This window comes from Streptomyces sp. NPDC027189, from assembly GCF_055566975.1.
The window spans coordinates 280271-305909 of the sequence record NZ_JBVHRI010000002.1 but is presented as its reverse complement, the minus strand read 5'-3'; the positions used below and the strand labels follow the sequence as shown (position 1 = coordinate 305909).

Genomic DNA, 25639 nt, shown 5'->3' with positions numbered 1-25639 from the left:
CGCACCAGACTGAAACGAGGCAGCACGATGACCGCGACTCACACCACGCACGCGCACCCGGCCAAGCGGCACTGGGCCGAAGGCCTGACGGCTTTCGCAGCCGTCATGCTCATGATCGCAGGCGTACTCGACCTCCTCAGGGGCGTCATGGCGATCGCTCAGGACGACGTCTTCGTCACGACACGCAACTACGTATTCGCGTTCGATCTCACCGGCTGGGGCTGGGTCCACCTCATTCTGGGCGCCGTCGCCGTGATCGTCAGTCTCGGACTCTTCCAGACGGCGATGTGGGCGCGCGTGGCCGGGGTGGTCATCGCCGGATTCATCATCATCGCCAACTTCCTCTCCCTGCCATACTCCCCGGTCTGGTCGATCGTGATGATCGCTTTCTCGGGGTTCGTCATCTGGGCCCTGTGCGTGGCCCGGGAGGACGGGTCCGCCAGGCCCGTCCAGTGAGAACGGCAGCAGCCGAAACCGCGCTGAGGGCGCCACGTGGGACGACACAGCACGGAGGCGAGCGGGCCGGGAGGCCACTCCGCGGCAGCCGTCGGTGAGGGTCGTGCCGGGTGGGCGCGGCTGGCACTGCTCGCCCTGCTGACGAGCGTCCTGGTGGCGCTCGTCGCGGCCGGTCTGCGGAGCGTGCTCTGGGCGCTGGTCGGCATCGCCGGACTGGCCCTCGCCGCCGTCGGGGTGTGGTGGACTCTCGCCCACACCGGTGTGGTGCGGGTGGCGGGAGTGGTCCTGTCCCTGACCGCGCCGGTCACGGTCCTGGCGGTGTACGCCGCGTACGACATGCTGGGGCCGGCCCTTGTGTCGCTGGCCCTGTGGGTGCTGGCCATGGCGGCTGCGCGGATCTCCGTGGCGCCGGGACAGATCCATTCCGCACGCGAGCGTGAACCCGCCGAGGCACCCCGCCATCCCTGGATCCTGATGAATCCGCACTCCGGCGGCGGCAAAGTGGGACGCTTCGATCTGGTCGACAAGGCGCGGGCGGCGGGCGCCCGTGTCGTGCTGCTCGGCGCCGGCGGGCAGGACGTGGCCGAACTGGCCCGGCAGGCCGTGGCCGACGGAGCCGACCTGCTGGCGGTGGCGGGCGGGGACGGCACCCAGGCCCTGGTGGCCGAGGTGGCGGCGCGGCACGACCTGCCCTTCCTGGTGATCCCCGCGGGCACCCGCAACCACTTCGCCCTCGACCTCGGCCTCGACCGCGACGATCCGGCAACGGGTCTGGACGCCCTGGCCGACGGCGTCGAACTCCGCGTCGACCTCGGGTTCGCCGCCGACCGGGTGTTCGTCAACAATGCCTCCTTCGGAACGTACGCGGCCGTGGTCGGCGACCCCGCCTACCGCGACGCGAAAATGCAGACGACTTTGCAGGCGCTGCCGGGACTCCTCACCGGCCCCGAAGCGCCCAGGCTGCGGATGCGGGCCGACGCCGCGCGCGCCGAAGGGCTGCAGGCGCTACTGGTCAGCAACAACCCCTATCTACGCGCCGTCGACTCGGCCCACCCGGGTCGCCGGGAGCGGCTGGACTCCGGACTGCTCGGCGTGCTGTGCGTGCGGGTCGAGAACGCCGCGCAGGCGGCGCGGATGGTGCGCGGCGCCCGTTCCGCGGGCCTCCTGCGGCTTGCCGCTCAGGAGGTGGTCGTCGAAGCGGACACGGACACCGTCCCGGCCGGCATCGACGGGGAGCACGTGCTCCTGCCGGCACCTGTGGTGTGCCGGATCGCCCCAGGGGCGCTGCGGGTCCTGCGTGCCGCGCAACCGCCCGGGTACACCCCCGAGCAGACCCGCGGCCGACTGGCAACGCGTCACGCGGCTCGCGCTGGGCCCGCTGGCTCGCGGCAGGAGACGGTCCCCGGCAGCGGCCTGACGCGCAGGCGCCGTCGCGGCACTTCGCGCCCGGCGGGACATCACCCTTCGTGGCGGAGGGGGAGGACCAGCAACGGTTTCCCCCTCTCCGGACCGTGCCCGGCGCTGGTCGTGCGGAGCAAGTCCCGGCCGGGGGCTGAGGTACTTCACCAAGCTGGGCATCGTGCCGGCCGTGGCGATCGACCAGATGCGTGCCGCGATCGAGCTGCTCGAGAACGTCAAGGCCGGGACCGACGCCTGCACCATCGCCAAGCGGCACCGGGAGTTCGTCTGCACGCACCTGGGCGTGCCCATCGGCGGGAGCTGGACGCGGTGGCGCGCATCGAGGCGTCGATGTACCCGTGGCTCATGGGATCGGGGGCGTCGTGACGGGTGCGTCGTTCGTGGCGTTGGCGCAGCGGCGGGCCAGGTGCGCGAAGGCCTTCTTGAGCTCGGCCGGGCCGACGACCTCGAAGTCGGCGTCGAACCTGCCGATGGCGGCGGCCAGACCGGGCCACGACCAGGAACCCAGGACGAGCCGGCAGCGGTTCGGGCCGAGCTCCTCGACAACTCCGTCCCGGGTGTACGCGGACACGACGGCGGCGGGCAGGCAGAGGATCACCTCGCCGCGGCAGGGCCAGTCGTCAGAGCCGTCGGAGCCCCGGAACCTGCCGGCCACGAAGGCGGCCACCTCACCTCCGGGCAGTTCACGCGGGGTGAAGCGGGGCCCTGCAGGGGTGCGCGGGGTGATCCGATCGGCACGGAAGGTGCGCCAGTCCTCGCGGTCGAGGTCCCAGGCGACGAGGTACCAGCGCCCGCCCCAGGCGACGAGGTGGTGAGGCTGTACCCGGCGTGGCGGCGTCTCGGCGTTGTCCTGACCGGCTCCCGGTGGGGACGCGGGGGAGTAGTCGAAGCGCAGCACCTCGCGGGCGTGGACGGCGGCGCCGAGCGTCATGAGCACGCTGCTGTCGACCTGCGGGTCCGGCTCGGTCGAGGGCCGCTCGACGGCGGTGACCTGAAGGGTGTCGATGCGGCGGCGCAGCCGGGCGGGCATCACCTGCCGGACCGTGGTCAGCGCGCGCACGGCGGCTTCCCCGATGCCGGCGCCGGTGGTGGTGGCGAGTTGGAGTGCGACGGCGAGGGCGACGGCCTGCTCGTCATCGAACAGCAGCGGCGGAAGTTCGGTGCCGGCATCGAGCCGGTACCCGCCGTCGGGGCCCTTGATCGCCGCGATGGGGTAGCCGAGTTCGCGCAGGCGGTCCACATCGCGGCGCACGGTGCGCGGGCTGACCTCCAGCCGCTCGGCAAGCAGCGCCCCCGGCCAGTCCCGGCGCGCCTGCAGCAGCGAGAGCAGTGACAGCAGCCGCGCTGAAGTCTTCTGCATGATCCCCATACTGCCCGAAGAAGCGGCCACAACCTGTCCGCTTCTGCTGCGACTGTGGCGACCGAGCAGGAAACGATGACTCGAAAGACAGGAAGCCGATCATGTCTGTCAACACTGTGACCCACCTGAACTTCCGGGGTGACGCCCGCGCGGCACTGGCGTTCTACCAGTCCGTGTTCGACGGGGACGCGGCCGTGGTCACGTACAAGGACGCCGGGAACGTCCAGGACCCGTCCGAGGCGGACCAGGTGATGTGGGGCCAGGTGTCCGCCGGCAACGGGTTCCGCGTGATGGCCTGCGACGTGCCCGCGCACCTGCCGTGGAACCAGGGCGAGAACGCGTTCTTCGTCTCGCTCCGCGGCGACACGGCCGAGGAGATCACCGCGTACTGGGAGAAGCTCTCCGAAGGCGCGACAGTCCTGCAGCCGCTGGGTCCCGCGCAGTGGGCGCCCCTCTACGGAATGCTGCGGGACCGGTTCGGCGTCACCTGGGCCGTGGACGTCGTCGGCGAGTACGAAGCGTCCTGACCACCAGAGCCCGGGCGGTGGTCATCCGCCGCCCGGCCGCCGCCGGACGACCGACACGCGGCTCGAAGCCAAGGACTCAGCAGTGATGATGCGCGCACGGGGCCGGACCGGAATCCAGGTCAGCCCCTACGGACTGGGCACCATGATGTTCGGCCGGGCGGACAGGCCGGACCGATGACCGTTATCGGCACCCGGGCGCTGGGCCGGGCGACGCTCGCCCGGCAGTTGCTGCTCGATCGCGCCGACGTCCCGGTCCTCGACGCCGTCGCGCACCTCGGCGGTCTGCAGGCGCAGGAACCGCAGGAACCCTTCGTCGGGCTCTGGTCGCGGCTGCGCGCGTTCGACCCGGCGGCGCTCTCGGACCTGCTGACCGGGCGGCGCGTGGTGCGGACCCACCTCATGCGCCGCACCGTCCACCTCGTCACCGCCGACGACGCGCTGGCCTGGCGGGCCCGCCACGACACCATGCTGCGCCAACGGGTGCTCGGGAACTACCGTCGCGAGCTCGACGGGGTGGACCTCGACGAGCTCGCCGCGGCGGGCCGGGCGGTGATGGCCGACGACGAGCCCCGCTCGATGACCGGGCTCGCGCGGGCGGTCGCCGAGCGCTGGCCGACGCCGGGGCCGCGGGCACTGGGTGAAATGCTTGTCGCCGCCCTCGTCCCGGTGGCGCAACTGCCGCCGCGCGGGCTCTGGCGCACGAGGGCAGGAGTGCGCAATGTCCTGCTCTCCTCATGGCTGGGCCGCGAGATCGACCCGCCCTCCCGGGACGGCACCGATCCGGTCGGCGAAGTGTTGGTACGGCGCTATCTGGCCGCGTTCGGCCCGGCCGCCTCGGCCGACCTGCGCGCCTGGTGCGGCCTCGCCGGACTGCCGGCCGCGGTCGCCGCGATACGCGAGGAGCTGGTCGGCTTCCGTGACGAGCGAGGCCGGGAACTCCTCGACCTACCCGACGCGCCGCGCCCCGACCCCGACACCCCCACCCCGGTACGGTTCCTGCCCGCCTTCGACAACGCGATCCTCGGCTACCACGACCGCAGCCGGATCATCGACGACGCCCACCGCGGCCTGTCGGTCGCCGGGGCCCGCGTCGTCCTGGTCGACGGGCGGGTCGCCGCGACCTGGACCGTCGAGTCCGGCACCGTGACGGTCACCCCACTGCGCCGCTTCTCCCGCGCCGAGCGCACCAGCGTCGCCGAGCAGGGGCGGGAACTGGCGTCGTTCCTCTCCGACCATGACAGCCGGCGCATCCGGGTCGCCGCGTCTCCCTCCTGAGCGACGCACCCGTGACCTGCTTGCGCTGAGTACGGGACCGAGTGGCGCGCTCCGGTTCACGCTGGTGAAGGGCCTGGAGGGGATCGGTGTCAGCCGGGCTTCTCGCCGGTCTCGCAGATCTGGCGGGCGATCGCGCGCAGCTTGATGTTGTGGTCCTGCGACGCCTTCTTGAGCAGCTTGAAGGCCGTGTCCTCGGTCAGTCCGTACCGCTCCATGAGGATGCCCATGGCCTCGCCGATCTCGTGACGGGTCTCCAGGGCGTGGCCGAGCTGCTGATGGGTACGGGCCGCGGAGAAGGCCACGGCCGCGTGAGAGGCGAGGATCCAGCCGGCCCGGCGAGCGGCCTCGTCGAAGGTCCGCGGCCGCCGGGAGTACAGGTTGAGCGCGCCGAGCTCGTCGTCCTCGGTGAAGAGGAGAATTCCCATCATGCTCCCCATGCCCAGTTTCCTCAGCTCGAGGGCGAAGTGGGACCAGCGCTCATTCGGCTGGTCCAAGTCCTCGATGGCATAGACCTGCTGACGGTCCGTCACGGCGTCGAAGCACGGGCCTTCGGCCAGATCCTGCTGGATCCGGTCCGCGCGGCGCACCACATCGCTCGTCGCCGCGAGGGCCTGCACCTCACCTCGTCGCACGGTGAGAATGCCGGCGTCGTCGCATCCGTTGATCAGAACCGTCGCATGATCCACGATGCGGTCCAATGTGTCCTGGACCGAGTCCTGGGCGAGCAGATCCCGCGCCATTTCCGCGAGGGCGACGGCGAATTGCTCCCAGACCTCGCCGTCCTCGTGCGACATGTGCCACCTGCTTATTCGTTGAAGCGCCCGCGCCGCTCATGCTCGGTTCCATCTTGCCACCCTCGCGTCCTCACCGCGCCGAACAGGCACCCTCGGGCGCCGTGCCCGCGCATCGCCACCCCGTGTTCTTTCATGTTCAAGCAGTGTGATCACGCACAGACGCCGCCCTCTGTCGGTGGGCTCCGGGGAGTGCTCCGGGAGGGCTCGACCGCGTTGTCAGTGGCCTCCGGAACAATGACCTTGCAGCGAGAACGTCACCGCTCCCGGCGGTACGCGATCGAACCCGTCCGTAGAAAGGCCCGCCCGCACATGACGCCCCCTCTCCACCGCCGCCGCGTGCCGCGAGCCCTGGACGGAGTCCGCTGACGATGCTCCGAGTCCTCCCACGCACACCCGCTCCACTCGGCCCCGGCGGTTCCGAGGTTCTGCGTCTCATCACCGTGCAGCGCGTTTCCGTCTGTCTCATCGTGCACGCCAACGGCCGCCGCCGGTACGGCTACTGGCAACCCTTCAGTTCCCGTGCCGGGCGGGGAGGTTGTTATGTGGCTCTGTCCACCGACGAGTGCGACGCGCTGCATGCGGCGGGGCGAATCGTGCTGGGGGACCCGGTGGTCGATCCTGCGAAGACCACGTACCCGGTGCGCCTCGCCGTGCGGGGTGCACAGGCCCCGGCAAGTGCATCCCGGCCGGCCCTCACGGCCTGAGCTCATCAGCGGCGCGGCCCGGGACCGTCGCCTGGGCAGCAGCGGGCCCGCCGCCAGAGCACGGCGGGCCCTGCACCATGGGTCATCGTGAGTGGCGGAAAATTTCCTTCATCTTTTCCTTGGCCTGGCGGGTGTCACCCTTCACCTGCTCCGCCTTGCCTTCGGCAGTCAGACGCTCGTCGCCGACAGTACGCCCGGCGGCCTCTTTGGCCCTGCCCTTGGCCTGCTCCGTCTTGGCCCGTGCCTTCTGGTTCCTGGCCACTGCGGATCACGTCCTCACTGCTTCGACTGTGCCGTCTACGACTACGACTGACCGGGAAAAACCAGTCCAAACCGACCGGTCACGATCGGTGCACGGTGCGCAAGATTCGTCACAGTCCGTGACGGTGCCGGACGGGGTTCAGGGGTTCAGGCACCAGTCCACGAGCGGGGCGATGCTGTCGTCAACCTGATGGTCATCGGTCGTGGTCACCGCGGCCGTGCAGAAGTATCTGACCTCCCCGAACTCCAGCTCCATGGCCTGGACAAGATTGTGCAGGCCCAGCTTCTCGCGCAGCCAGTCGCGGGCGCGGACGCTGTCGTGGAGGCGGTCCGGGGCCAGACCGTGCTCGGCCAGCAGGTCGGTCTTGCTGATCGCCACGGCGAGGCGGCAGTTGTGCAGCGGGGTTTTCATCGCGCGTTCGGTCTGGACCGAGGGGCTGAACACCGCCTCCGGTGAGACCGAGGAGGCGAGGGTGCGGTCCAACAGACCTTCCGGTGACGGCTCCAGCCGGGTCCATTTACAACGGCGCCGGAGGATCCCGTACGTACCGGGCCGGATGTCCTCGTGCCGGCGGCGACAGGTCTCACTCGGACACTCGTACGTCGGGTAGGGGACGCGCTGGTAGCAGTGCGGACGCAGCATCCCGGTGACGACCGGCTTACGCCCGCCTCGTCTCTCCGCGCGAGCCCCTCAGTTGTTCCAGCTCTCGTCGTACGGGTCGTGCGGAGTCGTGACCGGCCTGGCCCCGCTGACGTCGAGGAACGGGATGATGCCGCCGTTGACGGGATCCTTGGTGCGTTTGCCGGTGTAGGTGCCGGTGACCTCGAGCCAGGTGTCCGGTTGGAGAACGGGCGGAATCCGTCCGGTCAGGCCGACCTTGACGGGTTGGGCATCCGCGGCGCAGCAGTTGAGGGCCATGCGGACGAGATAGGGCGTACCGGCGCGGTCGAGGGCGACGAAGCCGGTGATCCTGATCCGCCGGTCGCCGAGGGAGCGACCGTGTCCGTAGGCCGCGCGGCCGGCGTAGTCGACGAGGCTGAGCGGGACGGGGTCGCCGGCGGGGAGGGCGGGGTAGCCGAAGGGCGCCTGCAGGGCCGTACCAGTGCGCATGGCGCTGTAGGAGCCCAGGGCGGGCGGTGCGACCAGGATCAGGGCGAGCAGGGGGAGGATGAGGAGCCAGGAGATACGCGGTTCGCGGTGGGCGTGACCGTCCCCGTCCCCGTCCTCGCTGTGCCCGCCCTGGTCGTCTCTGTGGTCAACCTCGGGTTGGCTCTGCTTGGTCGTGCGCGCCCCGCGCAACTCGTACCAGACCGTGGCGAACGCCGCGACGATCAGCACAGCCCCCGCCCCGAGCAGCAGGGGCTGCAACCCGGCCTTGACGTACCGCAGGTAGAGATCCGTGGCACCGGCGTGCAGCACCGCCGCGCCGACCAGGAAGAGCACGGCCGCCTGCGCCTGCCGGTTCACAGCAGCACCGCCCCGACCAGGACCGACATGAGAATCGCCAGGGCGAAGGTGGCGGGAGCGAACCGCAGCGCGAACCCGCGGCCGAACGTGCCGACCTGCATGGCGAACAGCTTCAGGTCGATCATCGGTCCGACGACGAGGAACGCCAGCCGGGCGGTGAGCGAGAACTGGGACAGCGACGCGACCACGAACGCGTCGGCCTCGGAGCAGATCGACAACAGCACGGCGAGAACCGCCAGGGCGAGCACCGACACCACGGGGTTGCCGGCCGCGGCGTGCAGCCAGCTTGCCGGTACGACGGCCTTGAGTGTGGCCGCGGCCATCGCGCCCACGACGAGGAAGCCGCCGGCGTGCATCACGTCGTGCCGTACGGACCCCCAGAACGCCGCCCCCTTGCCGAGGCCCTCGTGCGCCGGGCGGGCCGGTGGGCGCAGCCAGTCGGTGCGGCCGAGGCGTTGCCACAGCCAGCCCATCGCGCAGGCCACCAGCAGACTCGCCACGAACCGGGCGAGAACCATCTCCGGATCGCGCGGGAACGCCACGGCCGTGGCGGTCAGCACGATCGGATTGATGGCCGGGGCGGACAACAGGAACGCCAGCGCCGCGGCGGGCGTGACGCCCCGGCGTACCAGTGCCCCGGCCACCGGCACGGAGGCGCACTCGCAGCCGGGCAGGACCGCCCCGGCCATCCCGGCCACCGGCACCGCCAGGGCGGGCCTGCTCGGCAGCGCGCGGGCGAAGAACGACGGCGGGACGAACACCGCGATGACCGCCGACAGCAGCACCCCGAGGACGAGGAAGGGCAGCGCCTGGATCACCACCGCCACGAACACGGTCATCCAGCTCTGCATCACCGGCGCGGCCAGCGCCCGGCGGACCGGCCCCTGTGCCGCGACCACCAGGAGCAGCAGCATGGTCAGGACGAGGGGGGAGTTGATCTGCCAACCGCGCCGGCCCTGCCGGTCATTCGCGTCGCGGTGGTCAACCGGGGGCGGGGCCGCCTTGGTGATGGTCACGGGTGAGGTACCTCCGGTAGGGAAGGGCTCGGTGGCTGGTGCCCCTCGACCTTGAGTACGCCGGTTCGGGCACAGCTTCTCACCGCGTGCCCCGACCTTTGCCAGCCGGTTCCCTGTTCGTCGGCGCACCTTGAAGGTTCGCCCTCGTACCTTGAAGGTCCGGAGTGGTCGACCTACGCTCCACTGAACACGTCTGGACGGGTAGGTCGACGATGGCGGACTCACCGGACTCCCTCGACAACAGACCCGCGGGCCGCCGGCTCCAGGTGGAGACGCATGGGCTCGACGTGATCGCGGACGCCGAGCGCAAAGGCACTCCGCGGACGCTGTTCTGGCCCTGGTTCGGGGCCAATGTCTCCATCCTGGGGCTCAGTTACGGCGCCTTCGCGCTCGGCTTCGGCATCTCCTTCGGGCAGGCGCTGGCCGCCGGGGTGATCGGCATCGTCTTCTCCTTCCTCCTGTGCGGCTTCATCGCGGTGGCGGGCAAGCGCGGCTCCGCCCCGACGATGGTGCTCAGCAGGGCGGCGTACGGCGTACGAGGCAATCGGCTGCCCTCGGTGATCTCGTGGATGCTGACCGTCGGCTGGGAGACCGTGCTCACGGCGCTCGCGACCCTGGCCACCGCGACGGTCTTCGGGCGGCTCGGCTGGGGCGGCGGCACCGAGACCAAGGTGGTCGCCCTGATCCTGGTCGGCGCGCTGATCGTGGTCGGCGGAGTGATGGGCTTCGACCTGATCATGCGGCTGCAGACCGTGATCACCGTCGTCACCGGTGTACTCACGATCGTGTACATCGCGCTGGTCGCCGACCACATCCACTGGCACACCGTGAGCGCCGTACCGGCGGGCTCCGCGCAGGAGTTCATCGGCGCGCTGGTCTTCATGATGACCGGCTTCGGACTGGGTTGGGTGAACGCGGCCGCCGACTACTCGCGCTATCTGCCGCGCTCCTCCTCCAGCCGGGGCGTGATCGGCTGGACCGCCTTCGGCGCCTCGGTGGCGCCGCTGCTCCTGCTGGTCTTCGGGCTGCTTCTCGCGGGCTCCTCCGGCGACCTCAGCAAGGCCATCGCCCTTGACCCGATCGGCGCCCTGACCACCATCCTGCCCTCGTGGTTCCTGGTCCCCTTCGCCGTGGTGGCCGTGCTCGGTCTGGTCGGCGGCGCGGTCCTGGACATCTACTCGTCCGGCCTTGCGCTGCTGTCCGCCGGTCTGCGCGTACCGCGCTATCTCGCGGCGTTCGCCGACGGAGTCGTGATGATCGCGGGCTCGGTCTACATCGTCTTCCTCACCGATAACTTCCTCGGCCAGTTCATCGGCTTCCTCACCACGCTGGGCGTCCCCGTCGCCGCCTGGTGCGGGGTCATACTGGCCGACCTGGCGATGCGCCGCCGCGATTACGACGAGGGAGATCTGTTCCGTACCGGCGGCCGGTACGGCGACGTCCCGCTCCAGCCGCTGTTGCTCACCCTTGCCGCCACCGCGCTCGGCTGGGGCCTGGTCACCAACTCGGCCGCGAGCTGGCTGGAGTGGCAGGGCTATCTGCTCGACCCGTTCGGACTCGGCGGCAAGACGGGAGCCTGGGCATACGCCAACCTCGGCGTCCTGGTCGCGCTCGCCCTCGGCTTCCTCGGCACACTGGCCCTCGGCCTTGGCCGCGTGTGCGCCCAGGAGCGACAGGACGCGAGCCCGACGGCGAGCGAGGAGGTGCTGAACGCATGAGTGCTGAGCACACGCCCCCCGACCGTCCTGAGCACACGCCCCCCGACCGTACTGAGCCGACGCGCACCGAGCGCACAAGTGCCGCCACACCGCGCGGCCTGCTCAGCGTCATCGACATGCAACGCGTGTTCGCCGAACCCGACAGCCCCTGGGCGACCCCGCGTTTCGACGAAGCCGCGGCAGGCGTACGACGATTGCTGCCGGCGTTCGGCGACCGCGTCACCTTCACCCGCTTCCTCGCCCCCGAAAAGCCCGTCGGGGCCTGGCGCGCGTACTACGGCCAGTGGCCCTTCGCACTGCAGCCGCCAAAGGCCCGCGTGTGGGAGCTGACGGACGAATTCGCGGCGCGCGCGACGCACTTGGTGGACGCCACCACCTTCGGCAAGTGGACCCCCGAACTGGCCGATCGCGTCGGCGTCGAAGGACGTCTGGTCCTGGCCGGAGTCAGCACGGACTGCTGCGTGCTGTCCACGGCGCTCGCCGCCGCCGACGCCGGAGTCGAGGTGCTGGTCACGGCCGACGCCTGCGCGGGCGTCGACGACGACTCGCACGCCAAGGCCCTCCATGTGATGGACCTGTACCGACCGTTGATCCGCGTCGTAACCGTGGATGAGGTGCTCGCGGGGGATCCGTCCTGACCGTGGTCCGGCTCAAGCACCAGCAGATCGCTGAGGTGCTCGCCAAGGGGATCCGCAGCGGACACCTTCCGGAGGGGGAGCAGTTGCCGGGCGAGCACGCCCTCGCCCAGCGCTTCGGTGTCAGCCGCACCACGGCGTGGGCCGCGCTCGCCGAGCTGAACGAGGCGGGGCTGATGGCCACCCGCACGGGCAAGGGCTCGTACGTCCTTTTCGACGGCCGCCCGCTGGAAGACCGGCTCGGCTGGGCGCACGCCCTGGCCGTCCAGGGCATCGATACGCGGGTGCGGACGCTCGCCGTCGAGGAAGCCCAAGGCGAGGAGCTGACCGGTCAACTCGACCTGAACACGGCCATGTTGAGCGCCGCTCGGCCCTGGTGCGCACGGGCCCCGACGGCCGTCCGCTGGACGACCGGCTCGGCTGGGCGCATGCCCTGGCCGTCCAGGGCATCGACACGCGGGTGCGGACGCTCGCCGTCGAGGAAGCCCAAGGCGAGGAGCTGACCGGTCAACTCGACCTGAACACGGCCATGTTGAGCGCCGCTCGGCCCTGGTGCGCAGGGGCCTCGACGGCTGCCTGCTGCACCACGACGGCGCGCTCGACGCGATCCCCGGTTTGACCGGCCGGGCCATCGACCTCAACGGCGCGGGCGACGCGCACACGGGGGTCTTCATGGCCGGCCCGCGGGCTGACCCCGGCCGCCGCGCCGCGCCGACGAGTCGGCCGCGATGGCCGTCATCGCGGCCGGGCCCGCGACCGCGCCCGACACGGACGCCCTCGACGCGTTCCCGCGTCAGTCGCGGCCCGCGCCCCGATAGAGGTCCAGCTCTCCGTCCAGCTCGACCGCGAGCACGGTGGCGTACGCGTCGAGTTCCTCCGGGGCCGGCGCGTCGATCCAGGTCACGCCAGGAACCGCGTCCAGGCCGCCGGTGATGTGGTGGTCCAGTTCGGTGCCCGTGCCGAGGACGGACACCCGCCGTACCGCGTTGCGCAGTCCGCGGATCGAGATCGACTCGCGCGGTGCGTCGAAGCACATCAGGTAGAGCGTGCGCCGGTCGGCGGACAGGGTGCTGGGGCCGTAGTGGTGTCCGGCGGGCAGCCCGGCGACCGTCCCGTACACGGCGTCGGCGTGCTTCGCGATCCACGCGCCGAGTCCCTCGACGCGTTCGACCTGCTCCTCGGGGATCGTCCCGTCCTCCCGGGGGCCGACTCCGAGCAGCAGATTGCCGCCCATCCCGATCGTCTCCGTGAAGTAGCGCACGAGCTGGCGCACCGACTTGAAGTCGCGGTCCTTCGGCCGGTAGCTCCACGAGTCGTTCACGGTCAGGCACAGTTCCCAGGGGCCGTCCGGGGCCCGGAGCGGGACGCCCTGCTCGGGAGTGGCGTAGTCGCCGTAACTGAGCATGCGGGCGTTGAGGACGGTGTCCGGATTGCCCGTGCGGATCAGCTCGGCGAGTTCGCGCATCCGCCACTGCTCCTCGGTGCGCTCCCACTCGCCGTCGAACCAGAGCAGGTCCGGGCGGAAGCGGTCGACGAGTTCGCCGACCTGGCCGTCGCGGTAGGCCAGGTAGCGCTCCCAGGCCGCCGGGTCCTCCTTGCCGGGCTCGGCGTGGGAGTACGGGCTCGGAGGCTCGTCGCCGGGTTCGACGTGCCTGATGCTCGGGTAGTCGGGGTGGTTCCAGTCGGAGTGCGAGTAGTAGAGGCCGACCTTCAGTCCCCGCTCGCGCAGAGCCTCCGCGAATCCGCTGACCAGGTCACGGCCGGCCGGTGTGTGCCGGACGACGTTCAGGTCGCCGTGGGCGGTGTCCCACAGAGCGACGCCGTCGTGGTGCTTGGTGGTCAGCACCGCGTACTGGGCGCCGACACGGGCGAAGAGCTCGGCCCAGGCCTGCGGGTCGTAGTGCGACGCAGTGAAGCCGTCGAGCTGTTTCATGTATTGCTCGTGCGAGACCTCGCCCGTGTAGAAGGACCAGGACTCGGCCCAACCGTCGACGGCGTAGATGCCGTAGTGGATGAAGATGCCCAGCTTGGCATCGGTGAACCAGGGTTGCATCGGCATCCACTCAAGCTAGGCGCCGGCACTCGCTCCGCGCGTGGGCGCCGGTCACCACTACTGGTTCGTTTTCACCCTGCGCCCCGGTCGCTGTGCGATCCCCGGTAGGCGTGTGGGGCCCGGACTTCGAGGAGCCGGGACCCACCACTCTCACGTCAGATGCGGTCGGCCGCGATCAGCAGGTACTGGAAGCTGCCCTCCTTGTACGCGGTCAGCGGCCGCGACCGACTCGGCCTGCCGTCGGACGGCATCCCGCTGCTGCCCTGAATCGAACACGAGGAATGTCCCGGCTGAGGACGGGTACGCGACGGACGTTGCGCCCGGGAACGATGGTGTCCCGGGTGGCCCGTCCGCCACTACCCGGGAATCTGCCATGGACACACCCTTGAACGACCACTACCGGCCCACGGGCGCGACACCGGCTCAGGAGGCCTTGAACGCGCTCGTCGAGAACACGGAGGACATCGCCGCCCTCGACACGCTGGCCGGCAGCGACGTGCTGGTCCCCGTGCCCGACGATGCCGATGAGGAGGCCGCCGCCGACCCCACGGCCGTGGCGCTGCCCGTCCTGGACCAGCCGGGCGGCGAGCAGGTGGTGCCGGTGTTCACATCGGAGCTGGAGATGGCCGAGCTGCTCCCGTTCGTCTCCCGGTACCGCCTGGTGCCGCTCGGCGCGCTGGCCTCCCAGTGGCCTTCCGGCGACCTGTCCCTCACGATCGACGCCAGCTCGCCGCACGGTCTGACGCTCAGTTCCGAGGGCGTACGCACCCTGTTGGCCCGGCCGCAGATCTGACGGCCGCCCGTTCTCACGCGTGACGGGGATGAACGGCGCCGACGCCGCTCATCCCCCGGCGCCCCGAGGGTCCCCCGGCGCCCCGAGGGCCGCCGTGATCACAAACCAGGTGTCCGTTGCACTGAAGTCGCTCCGCAATACGAGGCCGCTGTCCGGAAACCGCAGCCGATGAGGCGCCTCGGCGGCCGACCGCCGCCCATCTGGCAATGCGATGCCCGGCCAGGGCGCGCCGCCTGTCCCTCCGGTCCCGTCCGTCGCCGTCGATGCGGGCGCTACGGAGCCACCACGTCGAGGGGACACGTCCCCGAGGCGAGCACCACCGCCTGAAGCGGAACCCCTCCGGCGTGACAATGACCCCATGAATTGGATCTCCGGCGTGGCCGGCGGACTGCTCCTGGCGCTGGTTCTCGTCAGCATCCTGCGCACCCTCGTCGTGCCCCGCGGGCTCTACTCCACGCTGGTGATCCGCTGGTGGCGCTCGCTGCGTCTCCTGCTGCGTCTCGCCGCTCCCGGCGGCAGCTACCACGAGCACGACCGCGCGCAGACCTGGCTGGCCCCGCTCATGCTGATCGGCATGCTCGCGAGCTGGCTCGGCGGCGCACTGCTCGGATTCGGACTGGTGCTGCACGCCGTGTCCACGCTGTCCTGGACCCAGTCCGTCAGGGAGGCCGGTTCCAGCCTCTTCACCCTCGGCTTCGCCAGCGGCGACCGACTGCACCTGTCCGCCGTGGACTTCCTGGCGGCGGCCACCGGACCGGTGGTGATCGCGTTGCAGATCGCATACCTGCCCACCCTGTACGCCGCCTACAACCGCCGCGAACTGGAGGTGACCCTCCTCCAGGCACGCGCCGGCGAACCCGCCTGGGGTCCGGAGATCCTCGCCCGGCAGTGGCTGGTCGACACCGAGACCGCGCTGCCCGAGCTGTACCGCGCCTGGGAGCGGCTCGCCTCGGACATCGGCGAGAGCCACTCCACGTACCCGATCCTGCTGGCGTTCCGTTCGCCGCGGCCCTACCGCAGTTGGATCGTCGGCCTGGTCGCCGTCATGGACGCGGCGGCCATGCAGCTGGCGCTCACCCCGAACAGCGCCCCGCCCGAGGCACGCCTGGTGCTGCGCGCGGGCTTCACCGCGCTGCGCGACATCGCCCGCTCACTGCGCTTCGAGTTCGACGAGGACCCCAGTCCCGAGACGCCGATCCAGCTGTCCTTCCTGGAGTTCGAGGCGGCCGTGGCGATGGTGGAGGGGGCGGGCTTCCCCGCCGAGCTGACCGCGAAGCAGGCCTGGCCGCACTTCCACGGCTGGCGGGTCAACTACGAGAGGGTCGCGTACGAGTTGTGCCGTCGTGGCGACGCGGTCCCCGCGCTGTGGACGGGTCCGCGGGACTTCGCCACCAGCCCGATCCCTCCCCAGCGGCCGAAGGACCGGCGCCCGGACGAAGGTCGTCCGGAACTGCCCCCATCCGCCGGGTAGTTCGGCCCGTCCTGGAGGGAAGATCCCCGTGAGGGTCCGATACGGAGGGGTGGGGTTCTGTTGAAAGTCGTCCTGCTGGGCACGGCCGCCGGTGGCGGCTTCCCTCAGTGGAACTGCGCCTGCGCGCTGTGCGCGGCCGCCCGCGACGGAAAGCTGCCGGCGCGGACACAGGAGTGCGTCGCCGTCAGCGGCAACTCCCGCGACTGGTGGCTGCTCAACGCCTCACCCGACATCCGTACGCAGCTGACCGGCACGCCCACGCTCGCACCCGGGCCGGGGCCCAGGGACACCCCGGTACGCGGCGTGCTCCTTACCGACGCCGAGGCCGACCATGTCATGGGGCTGACCATTCTGCGGGGCGGCGCGGGACTCAAGGTCTATGCCGCGCCTCCCGTCCTCGCCACGCTCGCCCCGCTGCGCGCCATGCTCGACCGCTACGCCCCTTGGGAGTGGACGGACAGCCTGACCGAGGGCGGGTTCGTGCTGGCCGGCGGTCTGGTCGTGACTGCGCACCCGGTCGGCTCCAAGGCTCCGAAGTACGTCTCCGGGCCCGCCGCGGACGCCCGCTGGGTGACGGCGTACCGGATCGAGGACCTGGCCACCGGGGGAGTGCTTGTCTACGCGCCCTGCCTGGGCAGTTGGACCCCCGTACTGGACGCACTGCTCACCACGGCGACCTGCGCGCTGCTCGACGGCACCTTCTACGCGGCCGACGAGATGGGCACGGCGGTGCGGGCCGCGGGTGGCCAGGCCGGGATGCCGTCCAACGGGCAGGCCGCGATGGGGCACCTTCCCGTCTCGGGCGCCCACGGCAGCCTGGCCGCGCTGGCCCGGCATCCCGGCCCGCGCCGGATCTACACCCACCTCAACAACACGAACCCGCTGCTCGATCAGGCTTCGGACGCGCGTGCGCGGGTGACCGGGAGCGGGGTCGAAGTCCTGCCGGACGGCGCGGAGTTCATGGTCTAGCGGGCGGCTCTAGCCGTTCAACGTGCGGTCCAGGACGGCGCGTTGCAGGGGGAGTACCTCGGAGTGCAGGTCGCGACCCTTGTCGGTGAGCGCGACCCATACTCCGCGGCGGTCTTCCTGGCAGACGGTGCGCTCCACCAGGCCGTCCTTCTCCAGTCGGCCGATGAGGCGGGACAGGGCGCTCTGGCTGAGATGGACCTGGCCCGCGATGTTCTGCACCCGGCAGTGCTCGCCCGACTCGGCGGCCGTGGCCGAGGCGAGGATGTCCAGGACCTCGAAGTCACTGGCTCCGAGGCCGTGCGGATGCAGCGCGCGGTCGATCCCGCACATCGTGCGCGCGTGCACCGAGAGGATCTCTCGCCACTGGTCTTCGAGGAGGGATCCGGGCGTCTTCGCTGCCATAACTGAACGGTAACAGAGATCCGGCCAGTCATTGAACGTGCAACTAGTTCGGATGTCTTCAGGGGGCTGTCGCCCGGTCGCCCTACTCGGCGGAGGGATCCTGGAGGAGCCCGATGAGGTTGCCGTCCGCGTCCTTGACCGAGGCGATGAGCCTGCCGCCGCCCACGTCCTGGACGTCCTGCAGCGACTCGGCCCCGGCGTCGAGCAGGGCCGAGAAGGTTCCCCTGATGTCGGCGACGTGCCAGTAGGGAACGGGCCCGGTCATCCCCTTGGCATGACCGTTGGGGTCCAGCCCGACATCCTGGCCCGCGTCCTTGAACCCGACGTAGTACGGCTCATCCGCGTACGGCTCCACGCCCAGCAGCGTGCTGAACAGCGCCTTTGTCTGTGCGAGGTCCTTGACGGGATAGATGATGGTCTTGAGTCCGGCGGTCATGGAGACTCCTCCGTGATGCTGCTCAGTGCGTGCGATGTTCCTGTCGCGCCGACGGCTTTCTCGTCGACGCATTCACGCTAGGGCGGGGAAGCATCGGCCGGCTTCTCGAATCCTGACCGGTCGGGAAGTGCGCCCACCGGGCGATGTCCTCGTGCTCGCGGCCGATGGCGTACTCGATCATGTCGAGGGATCCCTGAGCGGCGCAGATACGGGAGCGGAGGGCCTCGACCTCCGCGCGGAGGATGGTGGCCGGGTGGCCGGGTGGCCGGGTGGCCGGGTGGCCGCGTTGCCGGGGCGCCGACGGGCTTCGGTGCGCCCTGCCCGTGGCCGACGTGGGTGCGGCGGCGATGGTGCCGCGCTCTCCGAGGGGGCGCGACACCGGTGCCGTGTCGCCCGAGGGAAACGAACCGGAACCCGCCCCGCGGCCGGGCAGGTCCTGGATCACCCGGCCGCGGCGGGGGGCGCACCGCGGGTCCGTCAGGTCGACTCGCGCCGCACCAGCTCCGTCGGCAGGATCACCGCCGCCGGGTCCTCGCCCCCTATCTGGGCGAGCAGCACCCGCACCATCTCGGCGCTGATGCGGTCCCAGGGCTGGCGGATCGCGCTGAGGGCCGGCGTGGACGCGGTCGCGGCGGGGGAGTCGTCGAAGCCGCCGACGGCCACTGCGGCGGCACCGAGCAGCGCACCGACCTGCCGGTCTCCAGCAGCGGATGGATACACCTCGTCGTGCCCATCGCGGTGGCCAACAACCAGTGCACGATCAGCATTTACTCCGACGCCAACGCGGGAAACTGGATCAACGTCGACGACCTGACGTTCACCCCGGGCACGACCGGGCAGTCCGTCAAGGGCTCCGACATCTCCTCACTCGCCAAGAGCGAGGCCCTCGGCCGGGTCTACCGGACCAGCTCGGGCGCGACGGGCGACGCGCTCACCATCCTCAAGTCCTCCGGCATGAACTACGCCCGTCTCAAGGTGTGGGTGAACCCGGCCGACGGCTACAACAACAAGGCGCGCGTCCTGGCGATGGCCAAGCGCATCAAGGCGCAGGGCATGAAGCTCCTGGTCGACTTCCACTACTCGGACACCTGGGCCGACCCGGGCGCCCAGACCAAGCCGGCCGCCTGGGCCGGGCACTCGTACAACCAGTTGAAGACTGACGTCTACAACCACACTTACGACGTGCTGAACGCGCTGAAGGCGCAGGGCACCACGGCCGACATGGTGCAGAACGGCAACGAGATCAACGGCGGCATGCTGTGGTCCGAGGGCTCCACGGACAACTGGTCGCAGCTCGCCGGACTGCTGAACTCCGGCTACAGCGCGGCCAAGGCGGTCTCCTCGTCCACCGTCGTGGCGCTGCACCTCGCCAAGGGCGGCGACCTGACGGGCACCCGCTGGTGGTTCGACAACGCGGTCGCGATCGGTGTGGACTTCGACGCCATCGGCCTGTCGTACTACGGCTACTGGCACGGCTCGCTCTACGACTTCCAGACCACCCTGGACGACGCGGCGACCCGCTACAGCAAGCATGTCTTCGTCGCCGAGACGGCCTACCCCTTCCGTCTGGACAGCGACGACTCGCTCGTCAACCAGATCGACACGACCGGTGAGCTGGTCTCCGGCTACCCGGCCTCGACAGCTGGGCAGACCGCCTGGCTGCGGGACGTGATGAACATCGTGGAGGCCGTCCCGAACGGCCGGGGTCTCGGTGTCTTCTACTGGGAGGCCACCTGGACGGCGGTCACCGGCAACGGCTGGGATCCGACCGATGCCGCGTCGGGCAACGGCTGGGAGAACCAGGCCCTGTTCGGCTTCGACGACAAGGCGCTTCCGGCCATGTCGGTGTTCAGTCACCGCTGAGCCCCTGAGGGCCCGGCTGCCGCGACAGCCGGGCCCGGGGCCGTTCGGCCCGCTGAGCTCTACCCGTTCGGCCCCGGCCAGGGTCGCGGAAGACCGTGCGTGCCGCCCCGGGCTGCGGGACAGTAGCGGGAGACCGCCGGTTCGGAGGGGGACGAGATGCTGAAGGTTCCCGTCAGTGTGCAACGCCTGGACATACTGGAGTGGCTGCGGGACCCCGCCGCGCACTTCCCACCGCAGCGCTACGGCGACCTCGTCGAGGACGGTGTCAGCCCGGAGGCCCTCGCCGCCAAGCTCGGTGTGAGCCGCGCCGTGGCGCGCACGCATCTCGACCTGCTCACCGGGGTCGGTCTGCTGCGGGCCAAGAAGATCAGACGCCGGACCTTCTACCGACGCGACGAATGGCGGATCGCCGAGGTCGCGCACTTCTTCGAGAAGGGCTGGTAGCGGCGTGGCCCACCGGCCGCAGGAGGTACCCATGGTTCACTCGCGCGCCACCGCCCGCCCCACCCCGCTCGTAGCCAGGCGCCTCGTCCCGCTCGACGGCCGCGGCCCCGAGGACGTGGTGGCCGACTCCCGGGGCCGGGTGCTGACCGGCCTGGAGGACGGCCGCATCGTGCGCGTGGAGGGACTCGGCGATCCGGACCGCACCCGCGTCCGGGTGCTCGCGGAGACGGGCGGCAGGCCCTTGGGTCTGGAACTCCTCCCGGACGAGGGCCTGTTGGTCTGCGACGCCCGGCGTGGACTGCTGCGGATCGGGCTCGACGACGGCATCGTGCGCGTCCTCGCCGACACGGTGGCCGGTGAACCGCTGCGCTTCTGCAGCAACGTGGTCGCGCTGACGGACGGAACGCTCTACTTCACCGTCTCCAGCCGGAGTTACCCCTTGGAGCAGTGGATCGGCGACCTCGTCGAGCACACCGGAACCGGCCGCCTGCTGCGCCTCACGCCGGGGGAGAAGGAACCCGAAGTGCTCCTGGAGAGGCTGCAGTTCGCCAACGGACTCGCACCCGCGGCGGACGAGTCCTTCCTCGTTGTCGCGGAGACGGGCGAGCGGCGCCTCACCCGCTACTGGCTCGCCGGGCCGAAACAGGGCCGCGGCGAGACCTTCCTGGCCGATCTGCCCGGTCAGCCCGACAACCTCTGGCGCGCCCCCGACGGACCGATCTGGGTGGCGCTGGCCGGACCCCGCGTCGCCGCCCTGGAACTCCTCCACCGCCGAGGCCCCATGCTGCGGCACACCGCCGCCCGCCTCGCGGTGCGCGCGCCGTTCCGTCCCCCGGGCACGGCGGGGGTCATCGCGGTCGACGACGAGGGCCGTGTCCTCCATCACCTCGAACGCCGCCGCGCACGGTTCCGCATGGTCACCAGCGCCTGCGAGGCCGACGGCCGACTGGTCCTGGGGAGCATCTGGGAACGGGGGATCGCCGTGTGCGACCTGCCCGCTTCCACGGGCTGAACCGACGCGCACGGGTGGTCGTCACGGAGGGAGCCGGTCCGCCCGGCCGGTGGCCACGGGCTGAGCCGAGTGTGCGCGGCCGGGACCCCCGGCGTTACCCTGTTCACCGCCGCGATCTTGTGTCGCGGCGCGGCGGTGGGGCCCGCCGTACCCGAAACCGCGGCACGGCTGCCGCCAACGGTCCCTACTTGCGATGAGATGCGCCCCGGCGCCCGGGGCCCGGCGAGTAGGAGAAGTTCGTACATGACAGTCCCGCACCCCGAGCGGGTCGACGAATCCGACACCCCGGCCCCCTTCCGCCTGCCCACGCGGAAGGCGGCGTCCCCCTGGCACGGCCAGGGACCCGTCGTCGCGATGGTCGCGCTCGGCGGCGCCGTCGGTGCCATGGCCCGCTACGGTGCGGCGGAGCTGTGGCCGGTGCAGGCGGGCGGATTTCCCTGGGCCACGTTCTGGGTCAATGTCGTCGGCTGCGCCGTGATCGGCGCCTTCATGGTCGTCATCACCGATGTGTGGGCGGCTCACCGGCTGGTCCGGCCCTTCTTCGGCACCGGCGTGCTCGGCGGATTCACCACCTTCTCGACGTACGCCGTCGACATCCAGAAACTTCTTGACGCGGGCCACCCCGTGACCGGGCTCGGCTACCTCGCGGCGACCCTCTTCGCGGCGCTCGCGGCGGTGTGGCTCGCGGTGACGGCGGTACGCCGTGCCCTGGCATGGAGGCAGCGATGACGAGGCTGTCAGAGGAGCGCGTACGGGCCTTCCTGCCGAAGCTCGACGAACTCGTCACCGAGGGGCCGGTGATCCTCGACGACTGCGAGGTCATCCGGTACGCCGGACGGGGCGGCGCCTCCGAGGAAACCCGCCGCGACTCCCCCGACGCCGCGGAGGGGACAGCCGACGCGGCCGGAAAAGGTGAGAAGTTGTTGTGAACTGGCTGCTGGTGATCATCGGTGCCGCGGTCGGCGCGCCCCTGCGCTATCTGACCGACCGGGCGGTGCAGATGAAACACGACACGGTCTTCCCCTGGGGCACCCTCGTCGTCAATGTGACAGGCTGTCTGGTCCTGGGGCTCCTCACCGGCGCGGCCTCGGCGGGCCACGCCTCCCCGCACCTGCAGCTGCTGATCGGCACGGGCCTGTGCGGGGCGCTGACCACGTACTCGACGTTCTCGTACGAGACACTGCGGCTGACCGAGACCGGTGCGGCGTTCTACGCCGCCGCCAACGTGATCCTGAGTGTGACGGCCGGCCTGGGCGCGGCGTTCGCCGGGGTCTCGTTTGCGCAAGCTTTGTGGACCTAGGCGCCGGGCGTCCGCGCGCATAGGTAACACTGTCCCCCAGTACCGTCTACAGCACTGTCGACCAACTCCTCAGAACTGGATCCCATGAGCGTCATCAACGTCGGTCAGGCCGTCGTCCTCGGAGCCGTCGAGGGGGTGACCGAATTCCTCCCCGTCTCCTCCACCGGCCATCTCAAGATCACCGAAGGGCTGATGGGCATCCCCGTCGACGACAACGCCGTCGTCGGCTTCTCCGCGGTCATCCAGGTCGGCGCGATCGCCGCCGTGCTCGTGTACTTCTTCAAGGACATCGTGCGGATCGTCTCCGCCTGGGGGCGCGGGCTGCGCGACAAGCAGGAGCGTCAGCACCACGACTACAAGTTCGCCTGGTGGGTGATCTACGCGACCATCCCGATCGTGGTCGTGGGCCTCGCGGCGAAGCCGCTGATCGAGGGGCCGCTCGCCTCTCTGTGGGTGGTCGCGGCCTCGCTGATCGTCGGCAGCGGTGTGATGTGGGCGGCGGACCAGATGGGCCGGCACAAGCGCGGTGAGGACGACACCTCGTTCAAGGATGCGATGCTGGTCGGCAGCTCCCAGATCCTCGCCCTGCTCTTCCCGGGGTTCTCGCGCTCCGGCGCCACCATGTCCACGGCGCTCATCCTCGACCTGGACCGCGTCGCGGCCACCCGGCTGTCCTTCTTCCTCGGCATCCCCGCGCTGACCGGCGCCGGTCTGTACGAGCTGAAGGATGCCCTGGGTACGGGCGTGGGCGCCGCCCCGCTGGCCGTCGGCACCCTCGTCTCCTTCGTGGTCGCGTACGGCTCGATCGCCTGGCTGCTGAAGTTCGTCGCCAAGCACTCCTTCAACGCGTTCGTGATCTACCGGATCGTCATCGGCGTGGCGCTGTTCGGGCTGCTGACCACCGGGGTTCTCGACAGCTGAGTCGGTCCACTGATCGCGGGAACGGCCGAAGCGGTCGGCCGGGCACAGAAACCGCTGGTCACAGGGGGCGTAAAGCCGGTTTTCAGGCTTCACGCCCCCTGAATTTTTCTTTTCGCCGCCCTTGACAGCCCCCGCCGGTCACCCGGAGGATCACCTCCGTGAACCTGTCAGACAGCCAGACAGGTGGATCGGTGCCGCGGCGCGTCAGCGCCATGGAAGCGGTACTCACCCACCTCCGCGGCGCCATCGAGCGCGGCGAGTACGCCATCGGCGACAAGCTCCCCTCCGAGGCGGAGCTGTGCCGCCGACTCGAGGTCAGCCGCCCCGTGCTCCGCGAGGCGCTGCGGGCCCTGCAGGTGATGGGCCTGACCGTGTCCCGTACCGGCAAGGGCACCTTCGTGGTCGCCAACGCGGTCGAGGACCCCACCTTCGGCGACTACGCGGCGAGTGACCTGCTCGAGGTGCGCCGCCACGTCGAGATCCCCGTCGCCGGGTACGCGGCGGCGCGCCGCACCCCGGAGAACCTCGACCACCTGGCCCATCTGCTGGAGCGGATGGAGCGCGAGACCGACACCACCGCGTGGGTCGCGATGGACACGATCTTCCACATCGCCGTGGCCGAGGCGTCCCAGAACCCGGTCTTCCGCCGGGTCATCGAGGAGATCCGGGACGCGCTGGCCCGCCAGTCCGCGTTTCTGAACGAACTCGGCGGCCGCCGCGAGCAGTCCAACCGCGAGCACCGGGCGATCGTCGAGGCGCTGATCGACGGCAGTGAACACGACGCGGTGGAGGCGATGTCCCATCACCTCGACCGCGTGGAGACCACCCTCACCGACATCGTGCGCCCCGCGCACACGGACACCCCCACGGAAGGCGGACCCGAAGCGTGAGCGAGCAGTCCATCCAACAAGAGGTCCCCTCGACCGCGAAGCCGGCCGGGCACATCGACGCCGGAGATGCCGGCTACAGCAAGTCGCTGAAGTCCCGGCACGTCAACATGATCGCCATCGGCGGTGCCATCGGCACCGGCCTCTTCCTCGGCGCGGGCGGCCGCCTCGCCGACGCCGGGCCCTCCCTCTTCGTCGCGTACGCGGTCTGCGGCCTGTTCGCCTTCCTGGTCGTCCGCGCGCTCGGCGAACTCGTCTTGTACCGGCCCTCGTCCGGCGCCTTCGTGTCGTACGCCCGTGAGTTCCTGGGTGAGAAGGGCGCGTACATCGCGGGCTGGATGTACTTCCTGAACTGGGCCACCACCGGCATCGCCGACATCACCGCCGTGGCCGTCTACACCCACTACTGGGGCATGTTCTCCGACATCCCGCAGTGGGTGATCGCGCTCATCGCGCTCGCCGTCGTCCTCACGGTGAACCTGATATCCGTACGCCTGTTCGGCGAACTGGAGTTCTGGTTCGCGATCATCAAGGTCAGCGCACTCGTCGTCTTCATGCTCATCGGCATCTTCCTGCTGGTCACCCAGCACCCGGTCGACGGCCACAACCCGGGCCCGTCCCTGATCACCGACAACGGCGGCATCTTCCCCAACGGCCTGCTGCCGATGCTGCTGATCATCCAGGGCGTCGTCTTCGCCTACGCCTCCGTCGAGCTGGTCGGCGTCGCGGCGGGCGAGACCGCGAACCCCGAGAAGATCATGCCGAAGGCCATTAACTCGATCATGTGGCGTGTCGGCCTCTTCTACGTCGGCTCCGTGGTCCTCCTGTCGATGCTGCTGCCCTGGAGCAAGTACAGCGCGGACCAAAGCCCGTTCGTCACCGTGCTGTCCAACATCGGCATCCCGGCCGCGGGCGGCGTGATGAACCTCGTCGTCCTCACCGCCGCCATGTCGTCCCTCAACTCCGGCCTGTACTCCACCGGCCGCATCCTGCGCTCGATGGCGATGTCCGGCTCGGCGCCGAAATTCACCGGGGTGATGAGCCGCAGCCACGTCCCGTACGGCGGCATCCTGCTCACCAGCGGCATCTGCGTCCTCGGTGTCGGCCTCAACTTCGTGGTGCCCGCAGACGCCTTCGAGATCGTGCTCAACTTCGCGGCGATCGGCATCCTCGCCACCTGGGGCATGATCATGCTCTGTCACCTGCTGTTCTGGCGGAAGACCCAGAACGGCGAGCTGTCCAGGCCGAGTTACCGCCTGCCCGGCTCGCCATGGACCGAGATCGTCACCATCGGCTTCCTCGCCTCCGTGCTCGTGCTGATGTACGCCGACGGGGGAGCGGGCCGCACGACCGTCCTGTGCCTGCCGCTGATCGTGGCCGCGCTCGTCGCGGGCTGGTACGGAGTGCGCCGCCGGGTCGCCGGGATACGCGACGGAGCAGACGCGTGAACCCGAC

At 70.5% G+C, this 25639-nt stretch carries 27 protein-coding genes and 3 pseudogenes; 20 read left to right on the top strand and 10 right to left on the bottom strand.

All coding sequences use genetic code 11. The features are described from left to right. Nucleotides 1–27: 27 nt before the first annotated feature. Entirely contained in the window at nt 28–456 is a 429-nt protein-coding gene (locus ACZ4RZ_RS05975; protein WP_467742430.1) for a DUF7144 family membrane protein, read from the top strand. A 120-nt stretch (nt 457–576) separates the two neighbouring features. Next, nucleotides 577–1873 (top strand): annotated as a pseudogene (locus ACZ4RZ_RS05970) (diacylglycerol/lipid kinase family protein). Between the two features lie 345 nt (nt 1874–2218). On the opposite strand, the gene ACZ4RZ_RS05965 reads toward ACZ4RZ_RS05970, so the two are convergent. Further along, a complete protein-coding gene (locus tag ACZ4RZ_RS05965; RefSeq protein ID WP_467742428.1) occupies nt 2219–3235 on the bottom strand; it encodes a helix-turn-helix transcriptional regulator in 1017 nt (338 codons plus the stop codon). A gap of 101 nt (nt 3236–3336) precedes the next feature. Here ACZ4RZ_RS05965 and ACZ4RZ_RS05960 point away from each other — a divergent pair, with 101 nt between their 5' ends. After that, a complete protein-coding gene (locus tag ACZ4RZ_RS05960) occupies nt 3337–3762 on the top strand; it encodes a VOC family protein (RefSeq protein ID WP_467742426.1) in 426 nt (141 codons plus the stop codon). Between the two features lie 174 nt (nt 3763–3936). Then, a complete protein-coding gene (locus ACZ4RZ_RS05955; protein WP_467742424.1) occupies nt 3937–5037 on the top strand; it encodes a winged helix DNA-binding domain-containing protein in 1101 nt (366 codons plus the stop codon). An 89-nt stretch (nt 5038–5126) separates the two neighbouring features. Here the strand turns inward: ACZ4RZ_RS05955 and ACZ4RZ_RS05950 are convergent, their stop codons facing one another. Then, on the bottom strand, nt 5127–5831 hold the full coding sequence (locus tag ACZ4RZ_RS05950; protein WP_467742422.1) for a GAF and ANTAR domain-containing protein: 705 nt from the start codon (nt 5829–5831) through the stop codon (nt 5127–5129). A 542-nt stretch (nt 5832–6373) separates the two neighbouring features. On the opposite strand from ACZ4RZ_RS05950, the gene ACZ4RZ_RS05945 reads away from it, so the two are divergent. Next, nucleotides 6374–6535, top strand: a complete 162-nt coding sequence (locus ACZ4RZ_RS05945) for a hypothetical protein (protein WP_467742420.1) — start codon at nt 6374–6376, stop codon at nt 6533–6535. Between the two features lie 82 nt (nt 6536–6617). Here the strand turns inward: ACZ4RZ_RS05945 and ACZ4RZ_RS05940 are convergent, their stop codons facing one another. The 4 genes from ACZ4RZ_RS05940 to ACZ4RZ_RS05925 form a co-directional block, all read right to left on the bottom strand. After that, a complete protein-coding gene (locus ACZ4RZ_RS05940; protein WP_467742419.1) occupies nt 6618–6797 on the bottom strand; it encodes a CsbD family protein in 180 nt (59 codons plus the stop codon). Nucleotides 6798–6935: 138 nt separating this feature from the next. Then, entirely contained in the window at nt 6936–7280 is a 345-nt protein-coding gene (locus ACZ4RZ_RS05935; RefSeq protein ID WP_467742417.1) for a hypothetical protein, read from the bottom strand. 207 nt (nt 7281–7487) lie between these two features. Further along, complete coding sequence (locus tag ACZ4RZ_RS05930) at nt 7488–8264, bottom strand: TIGR03943 family putative permease subunit (protein ID WP_467742415.1); 777 nt, start codon at nt 8262–8264, stop codon at nt 7488–7490. Then, complete coding sequence (locus ACZ4RZ_RS05925; protein WP_467742413.1) at nt 8261–9280, bottom strand: permease; 1020 nt, start codon at nt 9278–9280, stop codon at nt 8261–8263. Before ACZ4RZ_RS05925 ends, ACZ4RZ_RS05930 begins: the two co-directional genes overlap by 4 nt. Nucleotides 9281–9492: 212 nt before the next feature. Between ACZ4RZ_RS05925 and ACZ4RZ_RS05920 the strand changes: the two genes are divergently transcribed. The 3 genes from ACZ4RZ_RS05920 (at nt 9493) to ACZ4RZ_RS05910 (ending at nt 12136) form a co-directional block, all read left to right on the top strand. Continuing rightward, a complete protein-coding gene (locus tag ACZ4RZ_RS05920) occupies nt 9493–10998 on the top strand; it encodes a purine-cytosine permease family protein (protein ID WP_467742412.1) in 1506 nt (501 codons plus the stop codon). Nucleotides 10999–11114: 116 nt separating this feature from the next. Next, nucleotides 11115–11636, top strand: a complete 522-nt coding sequence (locus ACZ4RZ_RS05915) for a cysteine hydrolase family protein (protein ID WP_467743073.1) — start codon at nt 11115–11117, stop codon at nt 11634–11636. Between the two features lie 2 nt (nt 11637–11638). Next, complete coding sequence (locus ACZ4RZ_RS05910) at nt 11639–12136, top strand: GntR family transcriptional regulator (protein ID WP_467742410.1); 498 nt, start codon at nt 11639–11641, stop codon at nt 12134–12136. 290 nt (nt 12137–12426) lie between these two features. Here ACZ4RZ_RS05910 and ACZ4RZ_RS05905 read toward each other — a convergent pair whose 3' ends face one another. Then, entirely contained in the window at nt 12427–13692 is a 1266-nt protein-coding gene (locus ACZ4RZ_RS05905) for an alpha-L-fucosidase (RefSeq protein WP_467742409.1), read from the bottom strand. Nucleotides 13693–14059: 367 nt separating this feature from the next. On the opposite strand from ACZ4RZ_RS05905, the gene ACZ4RZ_RS05900 reads away from it, so the two are divergent. The 3 genes from ACZ4RZ_RS05900 to pqqB all read left to right on the top strand — a co-directional run bounded on the left by ACZ4RZ_RS05900 (nt 14060) and on the right by pqqB (nt 16919). Continuing rightward, complete coding sequence (locus tag ACZ4RZ_RS05900) at nt 14060–14479, top strand: SseB family protein (protein WP_467742408.1); 420 nt, start codon at nt 14060–14062, stop codon at nt 14477–14479. A 358-nt stretch (nt 14480–14837) separates the two neighbouring features. Beyond that, a complete protein-coding gene (locus ACZ4RZ_RS05895; RefSeq protein WP_467742407.1) occupies nt 14838–15950 on the top strand; it encodes a hypothetical protein in 1113 nt (370 codons plus the stop codon). 60 nt (nt 15951–16010) lie between these two features. Further along, complete coding sequence (gene pqqB, locus ACZ4RZ_RS05890) at nt 16011–16919, top strand: pyrroloquinoline quinone biosynthesis protein PqqB (RefSeq protein ID WP_467742405.1); 909 nt, start codon at nt 16011–16013, stop codon at nt 16917–16919. A gap of 9 nt (nt 16920–16928) precedes the next feature. Here pqqB and ACZ4RZ_RS05885 read toward each other — a convergent pair whose 3' ends face one another. The 3 genes and pseudogenes from ACZ4RZ_RS05885 to ACZ4RZ_RS05875 all read right to left on the bottom strand — a co-directional run. Continuing rightward, the gene (locus ACZ4RZ_RS05885) at nt 16929–17321 is read right to left on the bottom strand and encodes a MarR family winged helix-turn-helix transcriptional regulator (protein ID WP_467742403.1); all 393 of its coding nucleotides are present in this window, start codon (nt 17319–17321) and stop codon (nt 16929–16931) included. Nucleotides 17322–17403: 82 nt separating this feature from the next. Continuing rightward, nucleotides 17404–17757: a VOC family protein gene (locus ACZ4RZ_RS05880; protein WP_467742401.1), complete on the bottom strand. Its 354-nt coding sequence runs from the start codon at nt 17755–17757 to the stop codon at nt 17404–17406. Between the two features lie 477 nt (nt 17758–18234). Further along, a pseudogene (locus ACZ4RZ_RS05875) lies at nt 18235–18420 on the bottom strand (substrate-binding domain-containing protein); the annotation flags it as partial. Nucleotides 18421–18483: 63 nt separating this feature from the next. Between ACZ4RZ_RS05875 and ACZ4RZ_RS05870 the strand changes: the two are divergent. The 9 genes and pseudogenes from ACZ4RZ_RS05870 (at nt 18484) to ACZ4RZ_RS05830 (ending at nt 25632) form a co-directional block, all read left to right on the top strand. After that, nucleotides 18484–19620 carry a glycoside hydrolase family 53 protein gene (locus ACZ4RZ_RS05870; protein ID WP_467742399.1) on the top strand — a complete coding sequence of 379 codons (1137 nt, stop codon included), beginning with the start codon at nt 18484–18486 and terminating at the stop codon, nt 19618–19620. Nucleotides 19621–19776: 156 nt separating this feature from the next. After that, nucleotides 19777–20064: an ArsR family transcriptional regulator gene (locus ACZ4RZ_RS05865; protein WP_467742397.1), complete on the top strand. Its 288-nt coding sequence runs from the start codon at nt 19777–19779 to the stop codon at nt 20062–20064. 31 nt (nt 20065–20095) lie between these two features. Continuing rightward, nucleotides 20096–21076, top strand: a complete 981-nt coding sequence (locus ACZ4RZ_RS05860; RefSeq protein ID WP_467742395.1) for an SMP-30/gluconolactonase/LRE family protein — start codon at nt 20096–20098, stop codon at nt 21074–21076. A 243-nt stretch (nt 21077–21319) separates the two neighbouring features. Further along, entirely contained in the window at nt 21320–21805 is a 486-nt protein-coding gene (gene crcB / locus ACZ4RZ_RS05855) for a fluoride efflux transporter CrcB (protein ID WP_467742393.1), read from the top strand. Between the two features lie 8 nt (nt 21806–21813). After that, nucleotides 21814–22005, top strand: a pseudogene (locus ACZ4RZ_RS05850) (hypothetical protein); the annotation flags it as partial. Next, complete coding sequence (gene crcB / locus ACZ4RZ_RS05845; RefSeq protein ID WP_467742391.1) at nt 22002–22376, top strand: fluoride efflux transporter CrcB; 375 nt, start codon at nt 22002–22004, stop codon at nt 22374–22376. The pseudogene ACZ4RZ_RS05850 and the gene crcB (ACZ4RZ_RS05845), both read left to right, overlap by 4 nt. A gap of 84 nt (nt 22377–22460) precedes the next feature. Continuing rightward, on the top strand, nt 22461–23297 hold the full coding sequence (locus ACZ4RZ_RS05840) for an undecaprenyl-diphosphate phosphatase (RefSeq protein WP_467742389.1): 837 nt from the start codon (nt 22461–22463) through the stop codon (nt 23295–23297). 212 nt (nt 23298–23509) lie between these two features. Beyond that, nucleotides 23510–24187, top strand: a complete 678-nt coding sequence (locus tag ACZ4RZ_RS05835; protein WP_467743071.1) for a FadR/GntR family transcriptional regulator — start codon at nt 23510–23512, stop codon at nt 24185–24187. Beyond that, nucleotides 24184–25632 (top strand): amino acid permease, encoded by a 1449-nt coding sequence (locus ACZ4RZ_RS05830; protein WP_467742387.1) that lies wholly within the window; start codon nt 24184–24186, stop codon nt 25630–25632. The genes ACZ4RZ_RS05835 and ACZ4RZ_RS05830 overlap by 4 nt, the downstream gene beginning before the upstream one ends. Nucleotides 25633–25639: the final 7 nt, after the last annotated feature.